This is a genomic window from Streptomyces sp. NPDC015171 (assembly GCF_043079545.1).
In the GTDB taxonomy this organism is placed as follows: Bacteria; Actinomycetota; Actinomycetes; order Streptomycetales; family Streptomycetaceae; genus Streptomyces.
Genome location: NZ_JBIBUO010000010.1, coordinates 53989 through 76489 on the forward strand (window position 1 = coordinate 53989; position 22501 = coordinate 76489).

The 22501-nt window shown below is 71.6% G+C and carries 17 protein-coding genes, 4 tRNA genes and 1 other RNA gene; 12 read left to right on the forward strand and 10 right to left on the reverse strand.

Annotated features, from left to right (window positions below; translation table 11 throughout):
• Nucleotides 1-113: 113 nt before the first annotated feature.
• Genes purL through purS form a run of 3 tightly spaced genes read right to left on the reverse strand, consistent with a single transcriptional unit; the run spans nt 114 to nt 3309 of the window.
• Nucleotides 114-2372: a phosphoribosylformylglycinamidine synthase subunit PurL gene (gene purL / locus ACF073_RS25825; protein WP_392073761.1), complete on the reverse strand. Its 2259-nt coding sequence runs from the start codon at nt 2370-2372 to the stop codon at nt 114-116.
• Nucleotides 2369-3049 (reverse strand): phosphoribosylformylglycinamidine synthase subunit PurQ, encoded by a 681-nt coding sequence (gene purQ / locus ACF073_RS25830; RefSeq protein WP_392073762.1) that lies wholly within the window; start codon nt 3047-3049, stop codon nt 2369-2371. Before purQ ends, purL begins: the two co-directional genes overlap by 4 nt.
• The gene (gene purS / locus ACF073_RS25835; RefSeq protein ID WP_201821920.1) at nt 3046-3309 is read right to left on the reverse strand and encodes a phosphoribosylformylglycinamidine synthase subunit PurS; all 264 of its coding nucleotides are present in this window, start codon (nt 3307-3309) and stop codon (nt 3046-3048) included. Before purS ends, purQ begins: the two co-directional genes overlap by 4 nt.
• A gap of 310 nt (nt 3310-3619) precedes the next feature.
• Here purS and ACF073_RS25840 point away from each other — a divergent pair, with 310 nt between their 5' ends.
• From ACF073_RS25840 to ACF073_RS25875, 8 genes are all read left to right on the forward strand, one after another.
• Complete coding sequence (locus ACF073_RS25840; protein WP_392073763.1) at nt 3620-3937, forward strand: Lsr2 family protein; 318 nt, start codon at nt 3620-3622, stop codon at nt 3935-3937.
• A 167-nt stretch (nt 3938-4104) separates the two neighbouring features.
• Nucleotides 4105-4176 (forward strand) — tRNA-Gly (locus ACF073_RS25845).
• Between the two features lie 80 nt (nt 4177-4256).
• Nucleotides 4257-4329 (forward strand) — tRNA-Gly (locus ACF073_RS25850).
• 128 nt (nt 4330-4457) lie between these two features.
• Complete coding sequence (locus ACF073_RS25855; protein WP_392073764.1) at nt 4458-5396, forward strand: ABC transporter ATP-binding protein; 939 nt, start codon at nt 4458-4460, stop codon at nt 5394-5396.
• Nucleotides 5393-6181 carry an ABC transporter permease gene (locus tag ACF073_RS25860; protein ID WP_392073765.1) on the forward strand — a complete coding sequence of 263 codons (789 nt, stop codon included), beginning with the start codon at nt 5393-5395 and terminating at the stop codon, nt 6179-6181. Before ACF073_RS25855 ends, ACF073_RS25860 begins: the two co-directional genes overlap by 4 nt.
• A gap of 26 nt (nt 6182-6207) precedes the next feature.
• Nucleotides 6208-7440 carry a sensor histidine kinase gene (locus ACF073_RS25865; protein ID WP_392073766.1) on the forward strand — a complete coding sequence of 411 codons (1233 nt, stop codon included), beginning with the start codon at nt 6208-6210 and terminating at the stop codon, nt 7438-7440.
• Entirely contained in the window at nt 7437-8051 is a 615-nt protein-coding gene (locus tag ACF073_RS25870; RefSeq protein WP_392073767.1) for a response regulator, read from the forward strand. Before ACF073_RS25865 ends, ACF073_RS25870 begins: the two co-directional genes overlap by 4 nt.
• 23 nt (nt 8052-8074) lie before the next feature.
• Nucleotides 8075-8150 (forward strand) — tRNA-Gly (locus ACF073_RS25875).
• Nucleotides 8151-8217: 67 nt separating this feature from the next.
• Here the strand turns inward: ACF073_RS25875 and ACF073_RS25880 are convergent.
• From ACF073_RS25880 to ffs, 6 genes are all read right to left on the reverse strand, one after another.
• Nucleotides 8218-9117 (reverse strand): phosphoribosylaminoimidazolesuccinocarboxamide synthase, encoded by a 900-nt coding sequence (locus ACF073_RS25880; protein WP_392073768.1) that lies wholly within the window; start codon nt 9115-9117, stop codon nt 8218-8220.
• Between the two features lie 71 nt (nt 9118-9188).
• On the reverse strand, nt 9189-10688 hold the full coding sequence (locus tag ACF073_RS25885; protein WP_392073769.1) for a N,N-dimethylformamidase beta subunit family domain-containing protein: 1500 nt from the start codon (nt 10686-10688) through the stop codon (nt 9189-9191).
• 225 nt (nt 10689-10913) lie between these two features.
• A complete protein-coding gene (locus tag ACF073_RS25890; protein WP_392073770.1) occupies nt 10914-12722 on the reverse strand; it encodes a hypothetical protein in 1809 nt (602 codons plus the stop codon).
• A 302-nt stretch (nt 12723-13024) separates the two neighbouring features.
• On the reverse strand, nt 13025-14287 hold the full coding sequence (gene purD / locus ACF073_RS25895) for a phosphoribosylamine--glycine ligase (RefSeq protein ID WP_392073771.1): 1263 nt from the start codon (nt 14285-14287) through the stop codon (nt 13025-13027).
• Between the two features lie 233 nt (nt 14288-14520).
• Complete coding sequence (locus ACF073_RS25900) at nt 14521-16848, reverse strand: DNA polymerase III subunit gamma and tau (RefSeq protein WP_392073772.1); 2328 nt, start codon at nt 16846-16848, stop codon at nt 14521-14523.
• A gap of 55 nt (nt 16849-16903) precedes the next feature.
• Nucleotides 16904-17002, reverse strand: an RNA gene (ffs, locus tag ACF073_RS25905) — signal recognition particle sRNA small type.
• Nucleotides 17003-17121: 119 nt separating this feature from the next.
• Here ffs and ACF073_RS25910 point away from each other — a divergent pair.
• From ACF073_RS25910 to ACF073_RS25925, 4 genes are all read left to right on the forward strand, one after another.
• Nucleotides 17122-17209: transfer RNA gene (locus ACF073_RS25910), tRNA-Ser, on the forward strand.
• Nucleotides 17210-17541: 332 nt separating this feature from the next.
• Nucleotides 17542-18528 (forward strand): serine/threonine protein kinase, encoded by a 987-nt coding sequence (locus ACF073_RS25915; RefSeq protein WP_392073773.1) that lies wholly within the window; start codon nt 17542-17544, stop codon nt 18526-18528.
• 40 nt (nt 18529-18568) lie between these two features.
• Nucleotides 18569-19147, forward strand: coding sequence for an ABC-three component system middle component 2 (locus ACF073_RS25920; protein ID WP_392073774.1), 579 nt, complete (start codon nt 18569-18571; stop codon nt 19145-19147).
• A complete protein-coding gene (locus ACF073_RS25925; protein ID WP_392073775.1) occupies nt 19144-21156 on the forward strand; it encodes a DNA recombination protein RecN in 2013 nt (670 codons plus the stop codon). Before ACF073_RS25920 ends, ACF073_RS25925 begins: the two co-directional genes overlap by 4 nt.
• 102 nt (nt 21157-21258) lie before the next feature.
• Here the strand turns inward: ACF073_RS25925 and ACF073_RS25930 are convergent, their stop codons facing one another.
• On the reverse strand, nt 21259-22494 hold the full coding sequence (locus ACF073_RS25930) for a tyrosine-type recombinase/integrase (RefSeq protein ID WP_392073776.1): 1236 nt from the start codon (nt 22492-22494) through the stop codon (nt 21259-21261).
• Between the last annotated feature and the right edge of the window lie 7 nt (nt 22495-22501).

A 22501-nucleotide genomic window follows, 5' to 3' on the forward strand; every position in this document is an offset into this window, starting at 1 on the left:
CGGTGAGCCTATGCGGGGCCGCGACCTCGCCGCGAGCGCGTGCGGTCAGGCGGGCGCCCCCGCCCGGAACGGATCCGGACGGGGGCGTCGTCGTACGGCCGCACGGGCCCGGTCTACGCCAGCAGGGCCGGGATCGTGCCCTCGTGCGCCTCGCGCAGCTCGGCGAGGGAGAGGGCGAACTCGCCCTGGACCTCGACCGCGTCACCGTCCACGACACCGATCCGGGTGGCCGGAAGGCCCCGCGCACCGCACATGTCGGTGAACCGCAGCTCCTCCGAGCGCGGCACGGCGACGACGGCGCGGCCGGCCGACTCGGACAGCAGGAAGGTGAAGGCGTCCAGGCCGTCGGGGACGATCAGACGCGCGCCCTTGCCGCCGAGCAGCGCGGACTCCACGACCGCCTGGACCAGACCGCCGTCGGACAGGTCGTGCGCCGAGTCGATCATGCCGTCGCGGGAGGCGGAGATCAGGATCTCGGCCAGCAGCCGCTCCCGCTCCAGGTCCACGGCCGGCGGCAGACCGCCGAGGTGGTCGTGGACCACCTGGGACCAGGCCGAGCCGCCGAACTCCTCGCGGGTGTCGCCGAGGAGGTAGAGCAGCTGGCCCTCCTCCTGGAAGGCGACCGGGGTGCGGCGGGCGACATCGTCGATGACGCCGAGCACGGCGACCACCGGGGTCGGGTGGATGGCCACCTCGCCCGTCTGGTTGTAGAGGGAGACGTTGCCGCCGGTCACCGGGGTGCCGAGCTGTTGGCAGCCGTCGGCGAGACCGCGCACGGCCTCCGCGAACTGCCACATCACCGCCGGGTCCTCGGGCGAGCCGAAGTTCAGGCAGTCGGAGACGGCCAGCGGCTTGGCACCGGTCGTGGCGACGTTGCGGTACGCCTCGGCCAGGGCCAGCTGGGCGCCGGTGTACGGGTCGAGCTTGGCGTACCGGCCGTTGCCGTCCGTGGCGATCGCGACGCCGAGGCCGGTCTCCTCGTCCACGCGGATCATGCCGGAGTCCTCCGGCTGGGCGAGGACCGTGTTGCCCTGCACGAAGTGGTCGTACTGGGAGGTGATCCACTTCTTGGAGGCCTGGTTGGGCGAGGCCACCAGCTTGCGGACCTGCTCGCGCAGCTCCTCGCTGGTCGCGGGCCGCGGCAGCTTGTTCGCGTCGTCGGCCTGGAGGGCGTCCTGCCAGTCGGGGCGGGCGTACGGACGCTCGTAGACCGGGCCGTCGTGCGCGACCGTGCGCGGGTCGACGTCCACGATCTTCCCGCCGTGCCAGAAGATCTCCAGGCGGTCGCCGTCGGTCACCTCGCCGATGACGGTGGCGATGACGTCCCACTTCTCGCAGATCTCCAGGAAGCGGTCGACCTTCGCCGGCTCCACGACCGCGCACATGCGCTCCTGCGACTCGCTCATGAGGATCTCCTCGGGCGAGAGCGTGGAGTCGCGCAGCGGTACGTCGTCCAGGACGACGGTCATGCCGCCCGAGCCGTTGGAGGCCAGCTCGGAGGTGGCGCAGGACAGGCCGGCGGCGCCGAGGTCCTGGATGCCGACGACCAGCTTCTCCTTGAACGCCTCCAGGGTGCACTCGATGAGGAGCTTCTCCTGGAAGGGGTCGCCGACCTGGACGGCGGGGCGCTTGGACGGCTTGGCGTCGTCGAAGGTCTCGGAGGCCAGGATGGAGGCGCCGCCGATGCCGTCGCCGCCGGTCCTTGCGCCGTAGAGGATGACCTTGTTGCCGGCGCCCGAGGCCTTGGCGAGGTGGATGTCCTCGTGCCGCATCACACCGATGGCACCCGCGTTGACCAGCGGGTTGCCCTGGTAGCAGGAGTCGAAGACGACCTCGCCGCCGATGTTGGGCAGGCCGAGGCAGTTGCCGTAGCCGCCGATGCCGGCGACCACGCCGGGCAGCACCCGCTTGGTGTCGGGGTGGTCGGCCGCGCCGAAGCGCAGCGGGTCCACGACCGCCACCGGGCGGGCGCCCATCGCGATGATGTCGCGGACGATGCCGCCGACACCCGTGGCCGCGCCCTGGTAGGGCTCGACGTACGACGGGTGGTTGTGCGACTCGACCTTGAAGGTCACGGCGTAACCCTGGCCGACGTCGACCACACCCGCGTTCTCGCCGATGCCGACGAGCAGGGCGTCGCTCTCGGGCGCCTTCTCGCCGAACTGGCGCAGATGGACCTTCGAGGACTTGTACGAGCAGTGCTCGGACCACATGACCGAGTACATGGCGAGTTCGGCGCCGGTCGGGCGGCGGCCGAGGATCTCCACCACCCGCTCGTACTCGTCCTTCTTCAGACCGAGTTCGGCCCAGGGCAGCTCGACGTCGGGGGTCGCGGCCGCGTGCTCGACCGTGTCCAGAGGCGTCCGGCTCATGCGCCCACCAGCTTCTTGAGGATCGAGGTGAAGAACGGGAGCCCGTCGGTACGGCCCGTACCGATCAGCGGCTCGACGGCGTGCTCGGGGTGCGGCATGAGACCGACGACGTTCCCGGCCTCGTTGGTGATGCCGGCGATGTCCCGCAGCGAGCCGTTCGGATTGAAGCCGACGTACCGGAAGACGACCCGGCCCTCGGCCTCCAGCTCGTCGAGGGTGTGCTCGTCGGCGACGTACCGGCCGTCCATGTTCTTCAGCGGGATGTGGATCTCCTGGCCCTGGCGGTAGTCGCCGGTCCAGGCCGTCCCCGCGTTCTCCACCCGCAGCTTCTGGTCGCGGCAGATGAAGTGGAGGTGGTCGTTGCCGAGCATCGCGCCCGGGAGGAGGTGGGCCTCGGTGAGGACCTGGAAGCCGTTGCAGATGCCGAGTACCGGAAGTCCGGCCTTCGCCTGCTCGATCACGGACTCCATGACCGGCGAGAACCGGGAGATGGCGCCGGCCCGCAGATAGTCGCCGTAGGAGAAACCACCGGGGAGCACCACGGCGTCGACCTGGTGCAGGTCCTTGTCCTTGTGCCAGAGGGCGACCGGTTCCGCGCCCGCGAGGCGGATCGCGCGCTGTGTGTCCCGGTCGTCGAGGCTGCCCGGGAAAGTGACGACGCCGATACGAGCGGTCACTTCGCCGCCTCCGCGACTTCATCGACGCGGACGGTGAAGTCCTCGATCACGGTGTTGGCAAGGAAGGATTCCGCAAGATCGCGGATGCGGGCGAGCGCGGCGTCGTCAACCGGCCCGTCAACTTCCAGTTCGAAACGCTTTCCCTGACGTACGTCCGAGATCCCCTCGAATCCCAGGCGCGGCAGCGCACGCTGGACCGCCTGGCCCTGGGGGTCGAGGATCTCCGGCTTGAGCATGACGTCGACTACGACGCGTGCCACTGGCACTCCCGATGTGTGGTGCTGAGCAGGTTCCTTCAGACTACCCGCACAAAATTTCTACGCGGGTAGAGTTGGAGGAAAGTACGTGAGGCGCATCACGATCGGGTGTCGAAGCAGGACCCCCGTGAAAAGTTCTGGGAAAGTTCCACAGTCCGTCCGTTACACCTATTGAACCCGGACACGCGGACGGTTTTAGTCGGGCTTCACTTTGCATTGCCGGGCACTGTACAAATGAATTGGCAATAGCCGATACTCGGCACGTCATCGGCGTTGAGCTGTAACGACGTGCCGTACGAAGGGACCGATATTCGTGGCGCAAAAGGTCGTGGTCACTCTCTTTGACGACATCGACGGCTCGGAAGCGGCGGAGACGATCGCCTTCGGACTCGACGGCAAGTCGTACGAGATCGACCTCAACGAATCCAACGCCAAGAAACTGCGCAAGGTGCTCGCGCCCTACGTCGAGGCCGGCCGCAAGCGGTCGCGGTCCGGCAAGGCGTACAAGCAGACGGAGGTCGCCCCCGACCCGGCGGCCGTCCGCGCCTGGGCCCAGGCCAACAAGATGGACGTCCCCGCCCGTGGACGCATCCCGAAGAAGGTCTACGAGGCGTTCAGCGCCGCGCAGTGAGCCCGCGAAGGGGCGAGTCCTCAGGGCCCGTCACAGGGCCCTGAGGACCGTGCACTTGGGGCATACGGGACCGCTGGGGGAGCCGACTTGCGCAACCCCCCTGCTGATCAGCTAATGTCTGGGACACGCCGAGGGGCGAGGCCGAGAGGCCGAATCCCGAGGACCGTGCGGGTGTAGTTCAGTAGTAGAACATCCCCCTTCCAGGGGGAAGGCGCAGTGTGCGATTCCTGTCACCCGCTCTGCACCGCCGTCCCGACCACTGTTGTGGATCAGGTAGGCTGGTGCTCGCACCGATCGGTGGGAGCCGATCGGGAGCAGTGCGGACGTAGCTCAGTTGGTAGAGCGCAACCTTGCCAAGGTTGAGGTCGCGAGTTCGAGCCTCGTCGTCCGCTCGGGAATGAGACCCCGGTCCAATGGACCGGGGTCTTTTCGTTGTTGTGCGACCGGCTCTGACATTTGTCATGCCGGGCGATGACATCGCGCACTGCCGGCCGGGCCCCGCCGACGGGACGCTGGGGTCATGGACAAGCACGGACACGAGCACGTGATCGAGGTCACCGACCTCAGGCGTGTCTACGGGGGCGGGTTCGAGGCCGTACGCGGAATCACCTTCTCCGTCGCACGCGGCGAGATCTTCGCTCTGCTGGGCACGAACGGCGCCGGAAAGACATCGACGGTTGAACTGCTGGAAGGACTCGCAAAACCGGCCGGCGGCCGGGTCCGGGTGCTGGGCCACGACCCCTGTCGCGAGCGGGCCGCCGTACGGCCCCGCACCGGGGTGATGCTCCAGGAAGGCGGCTTCCCCGCCGAGCTGACCGTCGCGGAGACCGCCCGGATGTGGGCCGGCTGCACCAGCGGGGCCCGCCCGGAGGCGGAGGTGCTCGAACTGGTCGGCCTCGCCGACAAGCACCCGGTACGGGTCAAGCAGCTGTCCGGCGGCGAGCGGCGCCGCCTCGACCTGGCGCTGGCCCTGCTCGGCGACCCCGAGGTGCTGTTCCTCGACGAGCCGACGACCGGGCTCGACGCGGAGGGCCGCCGGGACACCTGGGCGCTGGTGCGCCGGCTGCGGGACGAGGGCACCACCGTGCTGCTCACCACGCACTACCTGGAGGAGGCCGAGGGGCTCGCCGACCGGCTCGCGATCCTGCACGAGGGCCGGATCGCCGCCGCCGGGACCCCGGCCGAGGTCACCGCGGGCCGCCCCTCCCGGATGTCCTTCGAACTGCCCGAGGGCTACTTCGCCGGCGACCTGCCGCCGCTCGCCGAACTCGGCGTGTGCGGACACGAGAGCGAGGGCCGGGTCGTCCGGCTGCACACCCGCGAACTCCAGCGGACCGCCACCGGCATCCTCGTCTGGGCCGAGCGGGCCCGCGTCGAACTGCGCGGCCTCGACGTGCGTTCCGCCTCCCTGGAGGAGGCGTTCCTCGGGATCGCCCGCGAACGGGAGACGGCGGCATGAGCGGCCCGGCCCTGAAGACCCCCGCCCCCTCCGCCCGGCGGCTGCGCGCCCTGGCGCGGGCCGAACTGGCCCTGCTCGGCCGCAATCGCGGTGTCGTGTTCACCGCGCTCGCCGTACCGCTCGCCCTGCCGTTCAGCGTGCGGCCGGCGCTGGACCGGACGGAGATGGAGAAGCACGGCGTCAGCGTCGGTGCGGCCATGCTCACGGCCGCGATCGGCTTCTCCTTCCTGTTCGCCGTCTACACCTCGCTCGTCAACGCCTATGTCGCCCGCCGCGAGGAACTCGTCCTCAAACGGCTGCGCACCGGCGAACTCTCCGACACCGAGATCCTCGTCGGCACCGCGCTGCCCGCCGTGGGCCTCGGCCTCGCGCAGGCGCTGCTGCTGTGCGCCGGATGCGCGGTGCTGCTGCACGCCGGGGCGCCGGCGGCGCCGTATCTGACCCTGCTGGGCCTTGTGGCCGGTCTCGTCCTGTGCGCCGCGCTCGCCGCGCTCACCGCGTCCTTCACCCGGACCGTGGAGAGCGGCCAGGTCACCGCGCTGCCGCTGGTGTTCGTGTCGATGATCGGCTCCGGGATCACGTTCCCCACCGAGGTCATGCCGGACAGACTCGCCTCCGTCTGCGAACTGCTTCCGCTGTCCCCCGCGATCCGGCTGGTCCGGGCGGGCTGGACCGGCCAGTTGAGCGCGTACGAGGCGCTGGGCGCCGCCGCGACCGCGCTGGCCTGGGCCGTACTGGCGGTGTTTGCTGTACGGCGGTGGTTCCGCTGGGAACCGCGACGCTGAGCACGGGGGAACACATGGTCGGGCGTATGCGGCGGTGGCAGCAGCGGCACTGGCGCGAGCGCAGCATGGCGGAGCGGGTCGAGCTGCAGAGCGTGGTCACCTGGCACCTCAGCATCTGGGTGTTCTCGCTCAGCTGGCTGGCGCTGCCGCTGGTGGGCGGGCTCGCCCGGCGGCCCGTGCCGATGGCGCTCGGCGCGCTGCTGATCGCGGTGGCGTTCGGGCAGTGCCTGGCGGCGAGCCGGCTGATCAGGCCGGCGCTCGACCACTACCTCGGGCGGGCCGCACTGCCGCCGGGCGCCCTGCGCGCTCCCGTCGTCCTGCTCGCTCTGGCGCTCGGCACGATCGTGGCGCTCGCCGCGGCCGGCGGGACCGACCCGGCCACCGTCCGGCTGGCGATCGGATCGGCGCTCATGCCCTTCGGGATGCCGTACGCGCTCGTCGTGCCCGTCCGGGTGTTCCTGCGCCGGTCCGCGCTCCTGGCCGCGCTGGTCGTGGCCGCCTTCGCCGCGGTGCGCGGGGACGGCCTCGGTCTCGTCGCCACGGTGGCGGTGACCGTCTTCGCCACGGGCTTCACCCTGGCGGCCGGCCGGTGCGGCGCCTGGACCCTTTCGGTGCTCTGGGAGGCGGAACGCGCCCGGGAGATCGAGGCGCGGCTCGCCGTCGCCGAGGAGCGGCTGCGGTTCGGGCGGGATCTGCACGACGTGCTGGGCCGGAACCTGTCCGTGATCTCCCTCAAGAGCGAGCTGGCCGTCCAACTGGCCCGGCGCGGACGGCCGGAGGCGGTGGAGCAGATGATCGAGGTGCAGCGCATCGCGCAGGAGTCGCAGCGCGAGGTGCGGGCCGTCGTGCGCGGCTACCGGGAGGCCGATCTGCGGGCCGAACTCGCCGGCGCCCAGGGCGTGCTGACGGCGGCGGGCATCGCCTGCGAGGTCCGGGCCGACCCCGCCGGCCTGCCCGCCGAGGTGCAGTCCGCGCTCGGCTGGGTGGTGCGCGAGGCGGCCACCAACGTGCTGCGGCACGGGGACGCGGGTCGCTGCGAGGTGGGGCTCAGGATGCTGGAGGGGCGTGCGGTGCTGACGGTGGAGAACGACGGTGCCGTGGCACCGAGCGGGGACGGCGGCTCGGGGATCGCCGGACTGCGGGAACGGCTCGCCGCCGTGGGCGGGACCTTGGAGGCGGGACTCGTCGGCACCGGCGGGGACCGGTTCCGGCTGGTGGCGGACGTACCCCTGACGACTGTGAGAGGAGTCACCTCGTGAGCGCCGCGGTACGGCTGTTGCTCGCCGACGACGAGCATCTGATCCGGGGCGCGCTGGCCGCCCTGCTGTCCCTCGAGGACGATCTGCTGGTGGTCGCGGAGGCGGCGAGCGGGCCCGAGGCGCTGGCGATGGCCCGGGCGCACGAGCCCGACGTGGCCGTCCTCGACCTCCAGATGCCGGGCGCCGACGGTGTGAGGGTCGCCACATCCCTGCGGGCCGAACTCCCCGGCTGCCGGGTGCTGATCGTCACCGGGCACGGGCGCCCCGGACATCTGAAACGGGCGCTCGCCGCCGGTGTGCGCGGGTTCGTCCCGAAGACGGTCAGCGCCCAGCGGCTCGCCGAGATCATCCGCACCGTGCACGCGGGAAACCGCTACGTCGACCCGGAGTTGGCCGCCGACGCGATCTCCGCCGGGGACTCGCCGCTGACCGCCCGCGAGGCCGAGGTGCTGGAGCTGGCGGCCGACGGGGCGCCGGTCGCGGAGATCGCCGAGCGGGCCGCGCTGTCGCCGGGGACCGTGCGCAACTACCTCTCCTCGGCGGTCACGAAGCTCGGCGCCGAGAACCGGCATGCGGCAGTGCGTCTCGCACGGGAGCGAGGTTGGGTATAGTTGCTCTCGCGCCACGGCGCACTGCGGACGTAGCTCAGTTGGTAGAGCGCAACCTTGCCAAGGTTGAGGTCGCGAGTTCGAGCCTCGTCGTCCGCTCCATGAAGAAGCCCCCGGCTCCGGCCGGGGGCTTCTCGCGTTGCCCCCGGTCTCCCGGGGGCCCGGCGCGTCAGACCCAGCCGATGCCCGTCAGCCGCTCGTACGCCTCCACGTACTTCGCCCGGGTCGCCGCCACGACCTGCTCGGGCAGCGGCGGCGGGGGCTGCTCGCTCCTGCGGTCCCAGCCGGACTCGGCGGAGGTCAGCCAGTCGCGGACGAACTGCTTGTCGAACGAAGGCTGGGCGCGGCCCGGCTGCCACTCGTCGGACGGCCAGAAGCGGGAGGAGTCGGGGGTGAGGACCTCGTCGGCGAGGACGAGCGTGTCGCCCTCGAAGCCGAACTCGAACTTGGTGTCGGCCAGGATGATCCCCCGGTCGCGGGCGATGTCCCGGGCGCGCGCGTACACGGCGAGGGTGGCCTGGCGCAGCTGGGCGGCGGTCTCCGCGCCGACCTGGCGGGCCACCTCCTCGTAGGAGACGTTCTCGTCGTGCTCGCCGACCTCGGCCTTGGCGGCCGGGGTGAAGATCGGGGCGGGGAGTTCGGAGCCGTCGACGAGGCCTTCGGGGAGGGCGAGGCCGCAGACGGTCCGGGACTCCTGGTACTCGGCCAGGCCCGAGCCGGTGAGGTAGCCGCGGGCCACGCACTCCACCGGGACCATCTTCAGGGACTTGCAGACCAGCGTGCGGCCCGCCCAGTCGGCCGGGGCGCCCTGGGGCAGCTCGGTGCTGATGACGTGGTGGGGGGCGAGGTCGCGCAGCTGGTCGAACCACCACAGGGAGAGCTGGGTGAGGACGCGGCCCTTGTCGGGGATCTCGGTGGGCAGCACCCAGTCATAGGCGGAGATGCGGTCGCTGGCGACCATCACGAGGTCGCCCGCCTCGTTGCGGTACAGCTCGCGCACCTTTCCGGTGTGCAGGTGCACCAGGCCCGGAACCTCGATCGGCTCGGGCTTTTCTACGAATCCGGACACGGTTCCTCCCCGTGGCTCTGTACAGTGCCTCGATTCTCCCGTACGCGGGCGGTCGGGGTGCGGGCAGGGGGTCAGTCCCGTTTGCAGATGCGGTCCAGCAGGTTCGCCGTGGCCCGCTGGATCCGGGGGTCCACATGGCCGGGGCGGTCCAGGGAGGGGGACCAGGCGAAGGTGCCGGAGGCGAAGACCCAGGCGCCGGAGGGGGCCCGGTAGAGGGAGGTCTCCTGGTGGCGCAGGACGCCCTCGTTGTCGGTGTACGGGGAGTGGGCGAGCAGGATGCGCTCGTCGTGCTCGGGCAGCGGGGTGCGCGGGAAGTACCGGTCCGCCTCGCCGGCGACCAGGCCCGCGATCTCGTCGCCCTCGTGCGCGCCGGTCGCCTCCCACAGCCAGTGGCCGCTGTTGCGGACGATCAGCGGGTGCGGTTCGGGCACCCGGCCCGCGTACTGGATGCCGGCCAGTTGCTGCTCGGGCCGGTCGATCTCCCGCCACAGCACCGGCCGGCCGGGTCCCTTGCGCTTGCGGCAGGTCAGCAGCCGGTCCGGGACACCGGACGGTGACGGGCCCAGCTCCACCTGCCAGTACATGGTGTTGGCGGACAGGAGGACCAGCGAGGTGCCGCGGTCGCGGGCGTCCTCGACGGCCCGGCGCATCGGCACCGACCAGTACTCGTCGTGTCCGGGGAAGACCAGGCCCCGGTAGCGGGTGGGGTCGATCCGGCCGGCGTGCAGATCGCGGGAGTCGGCGTAGGCGAGGTCGTAGCCGTAGCGCTCGGCCCAGCGGATGAAGTCGTAGGCGTGGCCGACGTGCAGGGGCAGGCCCGCGCCCGCGTACGGCCGGTCGAAGGAGACCGTGGTGGCCGCGTCGGCCTCGCCGAGCAGCCGGCCCTTCTCGTCCCAGGCGTGGTAGAGGCTGGCGCCGGTGTGGCCGTCCTCCGGGTAGAGGTTGTACGCCTGCCAGGTGATGTCGGGCAGCAGCAGGAGCAGGTCGGCGGGGTGGTCGTCGCGGACCGTGAACGGCACGTGGGAGCGGTAGCCGTCGGCGGTGGTGAGGACGGCCACATAGGCGCCGATGCTCCAGTAGGAGGGCACCTGGAGGCGCCAGGAGAGCCACCAGTGGTGGCAGGAGACCGTGCGGTCGGCGGTCAGCGGCGGGAGCTGGACGATGCCGGAGAGCCGCGGGCTCGTGGTGATCTTGGCGGCGCCGTCACCGCCGTAGTGGCCGATGCGGTAGATGTCGACGCTGAACTCCTGCGGCGGGTCGACCGTGATGTGGAAGTCGATCGCCTCGCCGGGGCTGACCGCGCCGGTGGACGTGAAGCCCTTGATCTGGCGGTGTACGTCGTCGGCGGCGCGGGGGCCGGAGCCTGCCGAGCGCGGCGCCGGGACGCGCCCTCCGGCCCGGCCGGCGAGCTGCTGCGGGCTGGGTTCGACGTACCAGGGGACGACATGACCGGTGTCGTCGAAGTACGTCTCACTGCCGCGCAGCCAGGGCACCGGGCCCTGGCCGAAGGGGTCCGTGACGGCGTGCGCGAGTGCTCCGGACTCCCAGCGGCGAATGTGGTCCGAGGCCATGGTCGCTCCCCTCCCTCATGCCCCCGTGGCTGTCTCGGTGGTGCTCGCTGTTCTCGTTGTGCTCGCGTTGCTCGGCCGTGCTGTCTTATGTCGCGTGCCTTTGCCAAAGGCGTGGTCGGTCCCAGCACATCACATAACGCACGGGCTCGGTCACTAGTCGTTGCGAATTGACCTGAAGTGGAAGTCCGCTTTCCGTTACAGCGGTGAAGCGGGGCGGCCGGCGGGTCAGACGAGCCGTACGGGCTTCTCGGGACGTATGCCGGTCGCGGCCAGCCAGTCGCGCAGCGGGCCCGGGTCTCCCTCCTCGATCAGGCTGAGGACCCTGGGCGTCAGATCGGCGGCCCGCTCGCCGCCCAGCAGCAGGGCCGGGCCGTCCAGCCAGTCCAGGGCGGGGACCGCGCCCGCGGTGTCGACGGCCGCGCAGCACACCATCGCCTTGAGGTGGTCGGCGAGCAGCTCACGGGCGGTGCGCTGGGGCTGCAGCGGGAAGGGCGGCAGCACGCTGTCGCAGTTGTCCCACAGGGCCGGCTCGGCGCCCGGACGGCCCGCGCCGCCCTCCGGCACCGCGGCCTCCTCGCGGGCCAGCTCGGCGCTCAGCCCGGCGGCCAGGGCGGCACTGCGCTCGGTGGCCGGATCGGGGTCCTCTTCGTCGTCCCCGCCGTCGAATCCGGGACGGGGCCGCGGCCCGGGGGCGGCGAGGGGGCCCGCCGCGTCCCGGGGGCCGCCGGCGCGTCCGGGGGTGCCGGGGCCGCTCGCGGCCGGCTCCGTCAGATGGTCGAGGACGCGGGCCAGGGTGGGGCCGCCGGGGTCCGGCAGCCCGGGATCGAGCGAGGGGCGGACACCGAGGGCGTCCAGGACGCGGTGCAGACGGGCCGCGTCGGCACGCCAGGTGCGGTCCACGACCTCCTCCGGATACGCCTGCCAGTCCACCGGAGCCCAGTCGGGGCCGGGCTCGGCGGGGCCGCCGTGGAAGAGGTGGGCGGCCAGCAGCGAGGCGGCCTCGTCCACCGTGCCGGGCTCCTCCAGCAGATCGCAGGCCGGCCGCTCGCCGAGCCGGGAGGCGAAGCCCTCGGCGAGACGGTCGCGGCGGGACAGCTCGGTCAGCGCCGCCACCACGCCCGCGTCCAGCCGGGACGGCCAGCGGCCCATGCGCCAGGCGGGCAGCGCCACCCTGGTCAGCAGCCGGTCCCAGCCCGCGTAGGCCAGCCCGACCTGCTCCTGGGCGACGATCCGCAGGCCGTAGTCGACGGCCTGGGCGCGCTCGGCCGCCGCCGCCGCGACCCCGCGCTCCATCAGCGCCGCGTGCTCCCGGCAGCCGCGCAGCAGCAGCCGGGCCACCCAGCCGAGGGCCGCGCACACCCCCCGGGTCAGCGGGCAGCGGCCCGGTGCCGAGGCGACGGCCACGGCGGCGTCCAGACCGCGCACGAAACGGCGGGCGGCGGCTATGTCCGGGTGCGCCGAGGGGCCCGTACCCGCGATGACCGGGGCGAGGACCGCCCGCAGCTCGCCGACCCGCATCCACCACAGGAACGGGGAGCCGATCACCAGGACCGGCGCGACCGGGGTCCGGCGCCGGCCGGGGCCCGCTATCTCGTCGGGCGCCGGGGGCGGGGGCGGGCCGTGGGCGGAGTGCGTACGGTCCTCCAGCCAGCTGTCGCAGTCCGGGGTGAGCGCTATCGCCGAGGGGGCCGGCACGTCCAGGCGGTCGGCGAGGTCACGCACCATCCGGTACAGGTCCGGGGCGGACTTCTCCGGGACCGGCACCGTGGGGCTCATGGCGGGGCGGGACCGGGCCACGACCGCGCCGATGCCGGCGGCCGCGAGCAGCACCAGCACCGCGAGCACGCCCACGATCCAGCGGGCGGCGTCCCAGCCCGGGCCGACCAGATGGCCGGTGGAGGCGCCGGTCAGCAGGATCACCGCGGCGCCCGCGGGCAGCAGGGCCACGGCCAGCGCCCGGCCCCGGACCCGCAGCACGGCGAGGGCCCGGGAGCGCGCTGCCTGCGCGCCCGCCTCCACACCGATTCCGGTCACGTGCCGACCTCGCCCCCTCCCTGCCGATCGTGTGCCGCCCTGGTCTTGCTCACTCCCCCACTGTGGCACCCGCCAGTGACATCGCAATGTCGGTGGGCCAAGTGCCGGAACGCTTGCGCGGCACCCTAGTTGGGGCCCAGGCCCACGTCAGCCGGATGGCTGATTGCTCACTCGATGGAATGGCTTTGGTCAGAGCTGCGTGACAGAAAGCAAAGATCAGGCCCCGGATTCCGTCCGGGGCCTGATCGGGTACGAGGCGTGCGCGCGACCGGCGCGTCCGGGGGTGTGCCCCCGCGGCCGGCCTACGCCTCGGCCTGCTCCTGTGCCGCCTTCGCCGCGATGTCGGTGCGGTGCTGCGAGCCGTCGAGCCGGATCCGGCCCACCGCCCGGTACGCCCGCTCGCGCGCCTCGGCCAGGTCCGCGCCGGTGGCGGTGACGGACAGCACGCGTCCGCCCGCGCTGACGACCGCGTCGCCGTCCCGCTTCGTGCCGGCGTGCAGCACGTACGCGTGCGGGGCGTCCTCGGCGGCCACCTCGTCGAGGCCGGTGATCGGGTCGCCGGTGCGCGGGGCGCCCGGGTAGTTGTGGGAGGCGACGACGACGGTGACGGCCGCGTCCTCGCTCCAGCGCAGCGGGGGCAGGTCGGCGAGGTTGCCGGTGGCGGCGGCCATGAGGACACCGGCCAGCGGGGTCCGCAGCCGGGCCAGCACGACCTGGGTCTCCGGGTCGCCGAAGCGGGCGTTGAACTCGATGACCCGGACCCCGCGCGAGGTGATCGCGAGACCGGCGTAGAGCAGCCCGGAGAAGGGCGTGCCCCGGTGCCGCATCTCGTCGACCGTCGGCTGGAGCACGGTCTGCAGGACCTCGTCGACCAGCTTCGGGTCGGCCCACGGCAGCGGCGAGTACGCGCCCATGCCGCCGGTGTTCGGGCCCTCGTCGCCGTCCAGGGCGCGCTTGAAGTCCTGCGCGGGCTTGAGCGGGACGACGGCCTCGCCGTCGGTGACGGCGAACAGGGACACCTCGGGGCCGTCGAGGAACTCCTCGATCACCACGCGCTCGCACCCGGCGGCGTGCTCCCGGGCGGCCTCGATGTCGGAGGTGACGACGACGCCCTTGCCTGCGGCGAGCCCGTCGTCCTTGACGACGTAGGGGGCGCCGAAGGCGTCGAGGGCCTCGGTGACCTCCTCGGGCGTGGTGCAGACGTAGGAGCGGGCGGTCGGCACTCCGGCCGCCGCCATGACGTCCTTGGCGAAGGCCTTGGACCCTTCGAGTCGCGCGGCCTCCCCGGAGGGGCCGAAGACCGGGATGCCGGCCGCGCGGACGGCGTCGGCCACACCGGCGACCAGCGGGGCCTCCGGGCCGACGACGACCAGCTCGGCACCGAGAGCGGTGGCCAGCCCGGCCACCGCGGCGCCGTCGAGCGCGTCGACCTGGTGCAGCTCGGCCACCTCGGCGATGCCGGCGTTGCCGGGGGCGCAGTGCAGCGCGGTGACGTCGGGGTCGAGGGACAGGGAGCGGCACAGGGCGTGTTCGCGGGCGCCGGTACCGATGACGAGGACCTTCACGGGGGTCAGCCTAATGGCAAGGTCGCCGAAGTCCGGGGCCCGGGGAAGCTGTACGTTCCTACCAACGCTCCCCGAAGGCCGGTCCGCGCAGCTCCCCAGGCACCGCGTCCGGGCTCCGGATCCGGCCCCCGGACGGGCTGTGCACGCGGGCGGGCTAGGCACCCGGGGCGGGCTGTGTACTTGGGGTACTCGGGCGGCTGCGCACCCGGGCGGCTGTCTCCGGCCGTCGTCGGCTACTCGTTCGAGAACTCCTCCATCACCGTCGCGCCGAGCTCCCGCACGATCAGCTCGTGGCCGGACAGGGCGGACTCGTCCAGATCCGGGTCGTCGTCCTCGGGAATGTCGTCCTCGGGCGCGACGGGCGGCGGCTCCGGGGCCGCGGCCCGCCGGGGGGCCTGGGCGGGCTCGCCGGCCGGGGCGCCGCCCTGGGGCGCGGCGGGTGCCTGCGGGGCGGGGGGCGCGGGGCGGGAGGCCGCGGGGGCGCCGTAGCCCCCGGCGGGAGAGGCGCCGTAGCCACCGCCCGCGGGGGAGCCTCCGTAGCCGCCTCCGCCGGGTGTGCCGCCCGGGGCCGGCGGGGCGGAGCCGCCGGACGGGTCGACGATCGCCTCGATCTTCCACTGCAGGTTGAACTGCTCGGCCAGCGCCTGCCGCAGCACGTCCTCGCTGCCGCTGCCGGCGAAGTTGTCCCGGGCGCCCGCGTTGACGAAGCCGAGCTGGAGGGTGGTGCCGTCGAAGCCGGTCACCTGGGCGTTCTGGCTGAGCAGGATCCAGGTGAAGCGGCGGCGGTTCTTGACGGCCTCCAGGATGTTCGGCCAGAGGGCGCGGGGATCGGGACCGCCGACGGGGGCGGCCTGGGCGGGCGCGGGCGCCGACGCGGGCGCCGACTCGGGGGCGGGCCGGGCCGGCTGCTGCGGCTGGGCGGGAGCCGCCTGCCCGGGGCCCTGGCCGTGGCCCTGGCCCTGCTGGCCGCTCGCCGGGGCGGCGGCCGTGGGCCAGCCACCGGGACGCCGGCCGCCACCGGCGGGAGCGGCGGTGGGCCAGGCGCCGGGGGCGGGGGCAGGGGCGGACGGGGGCTGGGCCTCGGGAGCAGGGGCCGGCGTCACAGGAGCAGGCGCAGGCGCAGACGTAGGAGCAGGCGCAGGCGCAGCCGCCGGGGCGACCGGAGCCGGCTCGACCGGGGCGCCGGGCCCCGCCGCGCCGCCCGGACCGGCCGCGCCGCCCGGACCCGCCGGGGCACCCGTGCCCCGGACCGCGGCGCGGGCCGCGGCCGGGCCCCCGCCGGGCGGCACGGGCATCCCGCCCGCTGCGGCACCCGCACCCGCACCCGCACCGAGGGCGCCGCCGTGGGCCTCCGGGCCGGGGACGTACCCCATGGCGGGTGCGCCGGCGCCGCCCGAGAAGCTGACGCCGCGCTCCAGTCGGTCGAGGCGGGCCATCACGGACCGCTCGTCGCCGTAGGCAGCGGGGAGCAGGACGCGGGCGCAGATCAGTTCCAGCTGGAGGCGGGGCGAGGTGGCGCCGCGCATCTCGGTCAGGCCCTCGTTGACCAGGTCGGCGGCGCGGCTCAGCTCGGCGGCGCCGAACATCTCGGCCTGGGCCTGCATACGCTCCAGGACGTCGGCCGGGGCGTCGAGGAGGCCCTTGTCCACGGCGTCCGGCACGGCGGCGAGGATCACCAGGTCGCGCAGCCGCTCCAGCAGGTCGGCGACGAAGCGGCGCGGATCGTTGCCGCCCTCGATGATCCGGTCGACGACCTCGAAGGCGGCGGCCCCGTCACCGGTGACGAAGGCTTCCACGACGGAGTCGAGCAGGGAGCCGTCGGTGTAGCCGAGGAGGGAGGTCGCCATGGCATACGTCACACCCTCCTCTCCCGCGCCGGCGAGCAGCTGGTCCATGACGGACATGGAGTCACGCACGGACCCGGCGCCGGCGCGCACGACGAGCGGCAGTACGCCCTCCGCGACCGGGATGTCCTCCTTCTGGCACACCTCGCCGAGGTAGTCGCGCAGGGTGCCCGGGGGCACGAGCCGGAAGGGGTAGTGGTGGGTGCGCGACCTGATGGTGCCGATGACCTTCTCGGGCTCGGTCGTCGCGAAGATGAACTTGAGGTGCTCGGGCGGCTCCTCGACGACCTTCAGCAGCGCGTTGAAGCCGGCCGACGTGACCATGTGGGCCTCGTCGATGATGTAGATCTTGTACCGGCTGCCCGCGGGGCCGAAGAAAGCCTTCTCGCGCAGCTCACGGGCGTCGTCCACACCACCGTGAGAAGCCGCGTCGATCTCGATGACGTCGATCGATCCCGGGCCGTTCCTGGCGAGGTCGCGGCACGACTGGCACTCCCCGCAGGGGGTCGGCGTGGGACCTTGCTCACAGTTCAGACAGCGGGCCAGGATGCGTGCGCTGGTCGTCTTGCCGCAGCCGCGCGGCCCGCTGAACAGGTACGCGTGATTGACCCGGTTGTTCCGCAGCGCCTGCTGCAGCGGGTCGGTGACATGCTCCTGCCCGATGACCTCGGCAAAGGTCTCCGGGCGATAGCGGCGGTACAACGCGAGAGACGACACGCATACGAGGTTAATGGCGCCCGCTGACAATGGGCCCCGCCTACGGACCCCGCGAAACGCAAGCGCCCCCCACGCACCCGCCAGAGCCGACCTACCCTTGCTGCCTTCCGGCCCTGGGGGAGTTCAGTCAGATAGCGCCGCGTGAGGGGCTGCGCCCACAGTACCCGATGGCGGCCCCCGGCCAGTACCCGGCCAGAGCCCGGACCGGCTCCCGGTGCGGGCCTGCGGGAACGAGTTCGCGAGCACTCCCCTCGGTCATGTAATGTTCCGAGCGGAGGATTCGCCTAGAGGCCTAGGGCGCACGCTTGGAAAGCGTGTTGGGGGCAACCCCTCACGAGTTCGAATCTCGTATCCTCCGCCAGTGCCTCACCGGGCACGATGTCGAAGGGCCCCACTGCTTGCAGCGGGGCCCTTCGACGTTGAGGGTTGCAGTTTGGGTTGCAGTTGCCGCGATCAGGCCGCGACGGCCCCCTGCGGGAGAGGGCTGCAGCCCTCTCGCCAAGACGACCTGCACGCCTGAACCTTGGCCCGCAGGTTTCGCGCGATTGCCGTGCTGCGCAGGGGACCGTACTTGAGATGCCGGGGCGTTCCGCTTCTTGATCAGACGAGTGGCCGTTGGATAGGCTCCACCGATACGGCGTGTGACGCACGGGGAACATCCTGTGTGCAGCCACCGGCGCAGGGGGGTGGGCTGTGCCTGACTCGATAGCCGTGCCGACGGGTGTCCAGCCAATCAGCTTCGACGTGCACGCAGTCCGCGGGGGAAGCCTCGGCGGAGCCCGCGACGACTTCGAAACGATGATCGCTCAGCTTGCCGCCGCAACGACCCCAAACGTACGGTCCGTCGCTGCGAACCCGGGCGACTGGGGTATCGACGCCTTCGCCGGAAACCTCGGCGGAGCGATCACAGTGTGGCAGTCCAAGTACTTCATGCCGGTCACCACCAAGAAGCACGTACAGCAGGTCACAGACTCGCTCGACAACGTGCTGAAGGCAGCCGTCAAGAACGGCCACACCATCGCCAGCTGGATTCTGTGCATCCCTTCCAGCATGGACGGCCCCATGACGGCATGGTGGGACACGTGGACGAAGGCGAGGGAGAAGGAACTCGGCCTCGTCATCCAGCTCTGGGACGAGACCGCCCTCCGGAAGAAGCTTCTTAGCCCCGAAGGCGACGACGTGCGTCGCGGCTTCTACGAGACGTACGCTCAGGCCGCCTCCGCCCCCGCCCCCGCCCCCGTGGAGCAGCTTCGGCTGGTACTCGAGGTCGAGGACGACAAGGCAGCTGCCCTTGGCTCCGCCTTGTTCATTCGGCAGATGACCGAGGCCGGCCACGTGGAGCTGGACTCGGCCAAGAGGCAGTTCTTCAATGCCGATCTGGTGGCTCGCGAGATCGCGCACAAGGATGTTCCGGCGGAGGTGGCGGCGCTCAGTTCCGCCGATGCGACGCTCCACGGGCTATGGGAGATGCAGTTCAATGAATGCGCGGCTGAGGACGCGCTTCGAGTTCTCCACACCCGTGTCTGGCGGGATGTACGCAACGAGCACGACAAACTGCCGAAGTCGCTCCGCCTGGAGCTGGTGCACAGCTGGGGGCTGGTCCACCGGCTCGTGGACAACCGCAAGGCGGGCTGGGTCAAACACTGGCGGCAGATCGCCGCCGAGCACCCCGACGGCTGACCGCCGTCACCTGTCCTGTCAGACCTACGAGGAGTTCGCTGTGGAAGCACACCGGCCGGTGATGATGCCGGAGGACGAGGTGACCTTCCGGCTGGCGCAGCTGCTGCTTCTTCTCGACGCTGTCGCCGGACAGGACGCGAAGGGGGCGAGCCTGGAGCGCATCGGCTATTACGACTTCCTGTCTGCGAATCCCTTCCTAGTCGTCAATTCCGACGGCCGGGAGGGCAATATGCTCAGGCTGGCCGGGTTCGATCCGCAGGTGCTCTCGTACGCGTCCTCCTCGCAGCGCTTCACCAGTCGACGCGAGCGCATCCAGCACGATCTCGGGCTGCTCGTGGCTTACGGGTGTTGCGAGGTTCACAACCGCAACGGCGCCTTCGCCTATTCGATCAGCAACCGCGGTCGGGAACTCGGGGCTCGCTTCACCGCCACCTACGCCGCGTCGTTCACCACTGCGGCGTCCATCGTCGTGCGTAGCCTCCGCAAGCTCAGCGACAAGGCGCTGCGGGAACAGACCGCACGGTGGCTGCGGCCGGATGGAGAGGGCAGTCCCGGTGCCGCGCTCCTCAGCGTGCTGGGTCCGGGACCGCAGGCACCTGACATGCCCTGGGAGGGATGACCACCATGCAGCCTCTGCCTGGCATCCGGATCCGGCGCCTGCGCCTTGCTGGCGTCAGTCGGAACTATGACGTCGATTTCACGCAGGACCAGCGGGTGCGGGATCTGTCCGTGGTGGCCGGGGCATTCAGCTCGGGCAAGACCGCGGTGTTGGAGTTCATCGCCTACGGCCTCGGTGGGAAGCGCCATCCACGGCATCCTGAGGTGCTGAGGAAGGTCCGTTCCTGCCTTCTGGAAGTCGAGCTGTCCGGCGAACCGCACGTCATCGAGCGGCCCGTCGGGGAGCCGTCGAAGGTCGCCTATGTACGCCGGGGAACGCTGGACAGCCCGCCGCTCTCCAAGCCTGAGAGCAGGACCATCGAGCCGGCGGGAGCGCCCGAGAGCCTCTCCGCTCTGCTGCTGGGGCACTGCAAGCTCGAAGGCGTCCAGCTGCGGGAGGCCCCCTCCAGCCGTGAGTCCCGGACCGACCCCCTGAGCATCCGCGACCTCATGAACCTCGCGTTCCTGCCCAACGAGCGCGTCGCCTCCAAGAACTTCCTATTCGAGAACGAGTACATGAAGAAGCACAAGCTGAAGCAGGTGGTCGACGTCGTCTTCGGCGTTCACGACGACCGCGCCGTCGAGCTTGGGCAACGCATCAAGGAACTGGGCGCCCGACTCACCCAGGCACGCTCCGAACTCGCCGCAGCACGGGCGTTCGTCGACGAGCAGGACGTTCCCACGGTCGGCGCGCTGATCGCTGAGCAATACGAAGGCGAGCTGCGGGAGCTGACCGAGCAGCTACGGGTCCTCGACGAGGCAGCGCAAGCTGGCACCACTTTCGCCGGGCGTCTGCGCCGCGAGCACCAGCAAGCTGCCCAGCGCGCCCGGCTAGCCGCCGGCCTGGTACGTGACTGCGAGACGCAACTCACCCGGATGATGCCGCTGCGGGCGCAGTACGCGGACGACCTCGTCAAGCTCAATATGCTGGCCGAAGCGCAGCGCCTGTTCGACCCCCTCAGCGTCACGACCTGCCCGGCGTGCTTGAATCGGCTGCCCGCTCCCCCGTCAGTGGAGAACGGCTCGTGCAGTCTGTGTAGCCACGAGCTGCCCCACGGCGACGGTCACCTGACGCTCGGCACCGCCACAGCCGAGCACTCGTCAGGTGAAGGGCGGCTGGACGTCGCGGCCGAGGTCAGGGCCACCAAGGCCCGTTTGAAGGAGATCACTGCCTACATCGAGGGCCTGGACAGCTCGCTCGCCACGTTGAAGCTCCAGGCAGAAGACGCCGCCATCGACGAAGAACGTGCCGCGGCCGCGGTCGACGAAGCCACTTCGCCCACCGTCACCCCATTCCTCGCCGCTCGCGACAACCTCCAGCGCCGGCGCGAGGAAGTCCTCCGTCATCTCCAGCAGGCCGAGAACGCGACGAAGCTTCAGGCCGGCCTGGAGAAGCGCGCCGCGCTCGTGGAGCGACAGGAGGCACAGATCGAACGCCTGCGCGAGGAGCGCGACCGGCTGGGAGATGCCGCACAGGACCGGGACCTGGTCGTCGGCCGAATCAGCGGCCGGTACAGCGACCTCCTGCGGCAGTGGCGCTACCCGAAACTCAGCCAGCCGATGATCGACACGAACCTGGTTCCTCACGTACGCGGCGACTCCTACCGCGAGGCATCATCCGGCGCCCGAACACTCCTGACCCTGGCCTGGCAGCTGGCCGTCTTCGAGGTGGCCGTCGAAACATCGGCCGCCCACCCCGGCTTCCTCATGATCGACAGCCCGCAGAAGAACCTGGGCCACGGCGCCACCCGGGACTCGGTAATCGCAGACGCGATCGCCATCGACGACTTCTACCGCCATCTGAGCAGCTGGCTGGCTGAGCAGGGGGCCGGTGCCCAGGTGATCATCGTCGACAACAGTCCGCCTGTGCTCGTGGAAGAGAACGTCGTGGTCCGGTACAGCCGCAACGAGGACCGACCCCCCTACGGGCTGATCGACGACGAGACCACTACAGACGAAGGAAGCCCCTAATAGCCTCCCTCCTAGGGGCGGGACTCGTAGGGAGCCGAGCCCAAGTCGGCCCGAATGCAGAAGCATTCGGGCCGACAGCCTCGCTGGTGAAGTGCGCGGCGCTCAGACGACGGGTGGCACCTCGGGCAGCGGCCAGAGCAGGCCGCCGATCTTGTCGGCCGTGTCCGTGAGCACCCGGTTGGTGAGGTGCTGGTAGCGGCGGCGCATCCGGGCGGACTTGCCGGGTTCCCAGCCCATGATCGCGTCAACGACCGTGTCCGGGACGCCGAGGATCAGCAGCACGGTCGCCGCCGTGTGACGGGCGTCGTGGAGACGGCCTGTGCGCAGGCCCGCCGCCTTCAGGAGGTCCTTCCACTCGTGGTGGTCGGTGTTCGGGTTGAGGGGCTCGCCGGTCGGGGAGGCGAAGACGTACCCCTTCTCCGTCCAGAGGTCGCCGGCCAGTCGGCGGTCCCGCTCCTGCTCTCGCCGGTGCTGGAGCAGCAACCGCACCAGTGGTTCGGGGATGCCGATGGGTCGACGTCCGGCGCGGGACTTGGTGTCCTTGGTCTCGCGTCGAGTGTTGACCTTCTGGGGGCAGAACCCAGGCTTGCGCCCGCAGCGGTTGCCGCAGCCGTGCTCGTACCGAGGTCGCAGTCGATTGCGCTGGACCGTCATGACCCGCAGCTCGAAGTCGACGTCCGTCCACTTGAGCCCGAGGACCTCGCCCTGACGCAGTCCGAGCGCCAGGGATATGACCCAACGTGCGGGGTGTCGGCTCTTGTTTGCCAGGTCGAGGAGCTTCTGCACCTCCTCGACCGTGTAGGGCTCGACCTCTTCCTCCTCCAGGCGTGGCGCCTTGGCGACGGAGGCGGGGTTGACGGTGAGGTGACCTCGGCGCACCGCCTCGTTGAGGGCCGTGCGCGCGGTGCGGTGGACCTGGTGCGCGGTACCGGCGGCGCTGCCAGCCTTCTGCATCTTGGCGTAGAAGCGCTCCAGGTGCTCGGGCTCCAGCTTGGGGAGGCGGTGCGCGCCGAGGCCAGGGATGAGGTGGTGGTAGACGGCCACGCGGTAGCCGTCGATGGTGTTCTCGCCCACGTGTGGTGCTGCGATGTTCTCGACCCAGTGGGTCAGCCAGGTCGTGACGGTCCAGGTCTGCCCGGCCTTGCCGACGGTGCCGGAGTCGCGCTTGCGTTCCAGTTCGCGGACCGCCTTGGTGGCGTCGGCTCGGGTCTTGCGCTTGACGTGGCGCCGGTCGGGCTTGCCGTCGTCCTTGACGCCGACGGTCACGTAGCCGTGCCACTTACCGTCCTTGCCGAGGAAGATCGAGGAGGCACCGTTGGGCTGGCGGGAGTTGGCCATGTCCGCC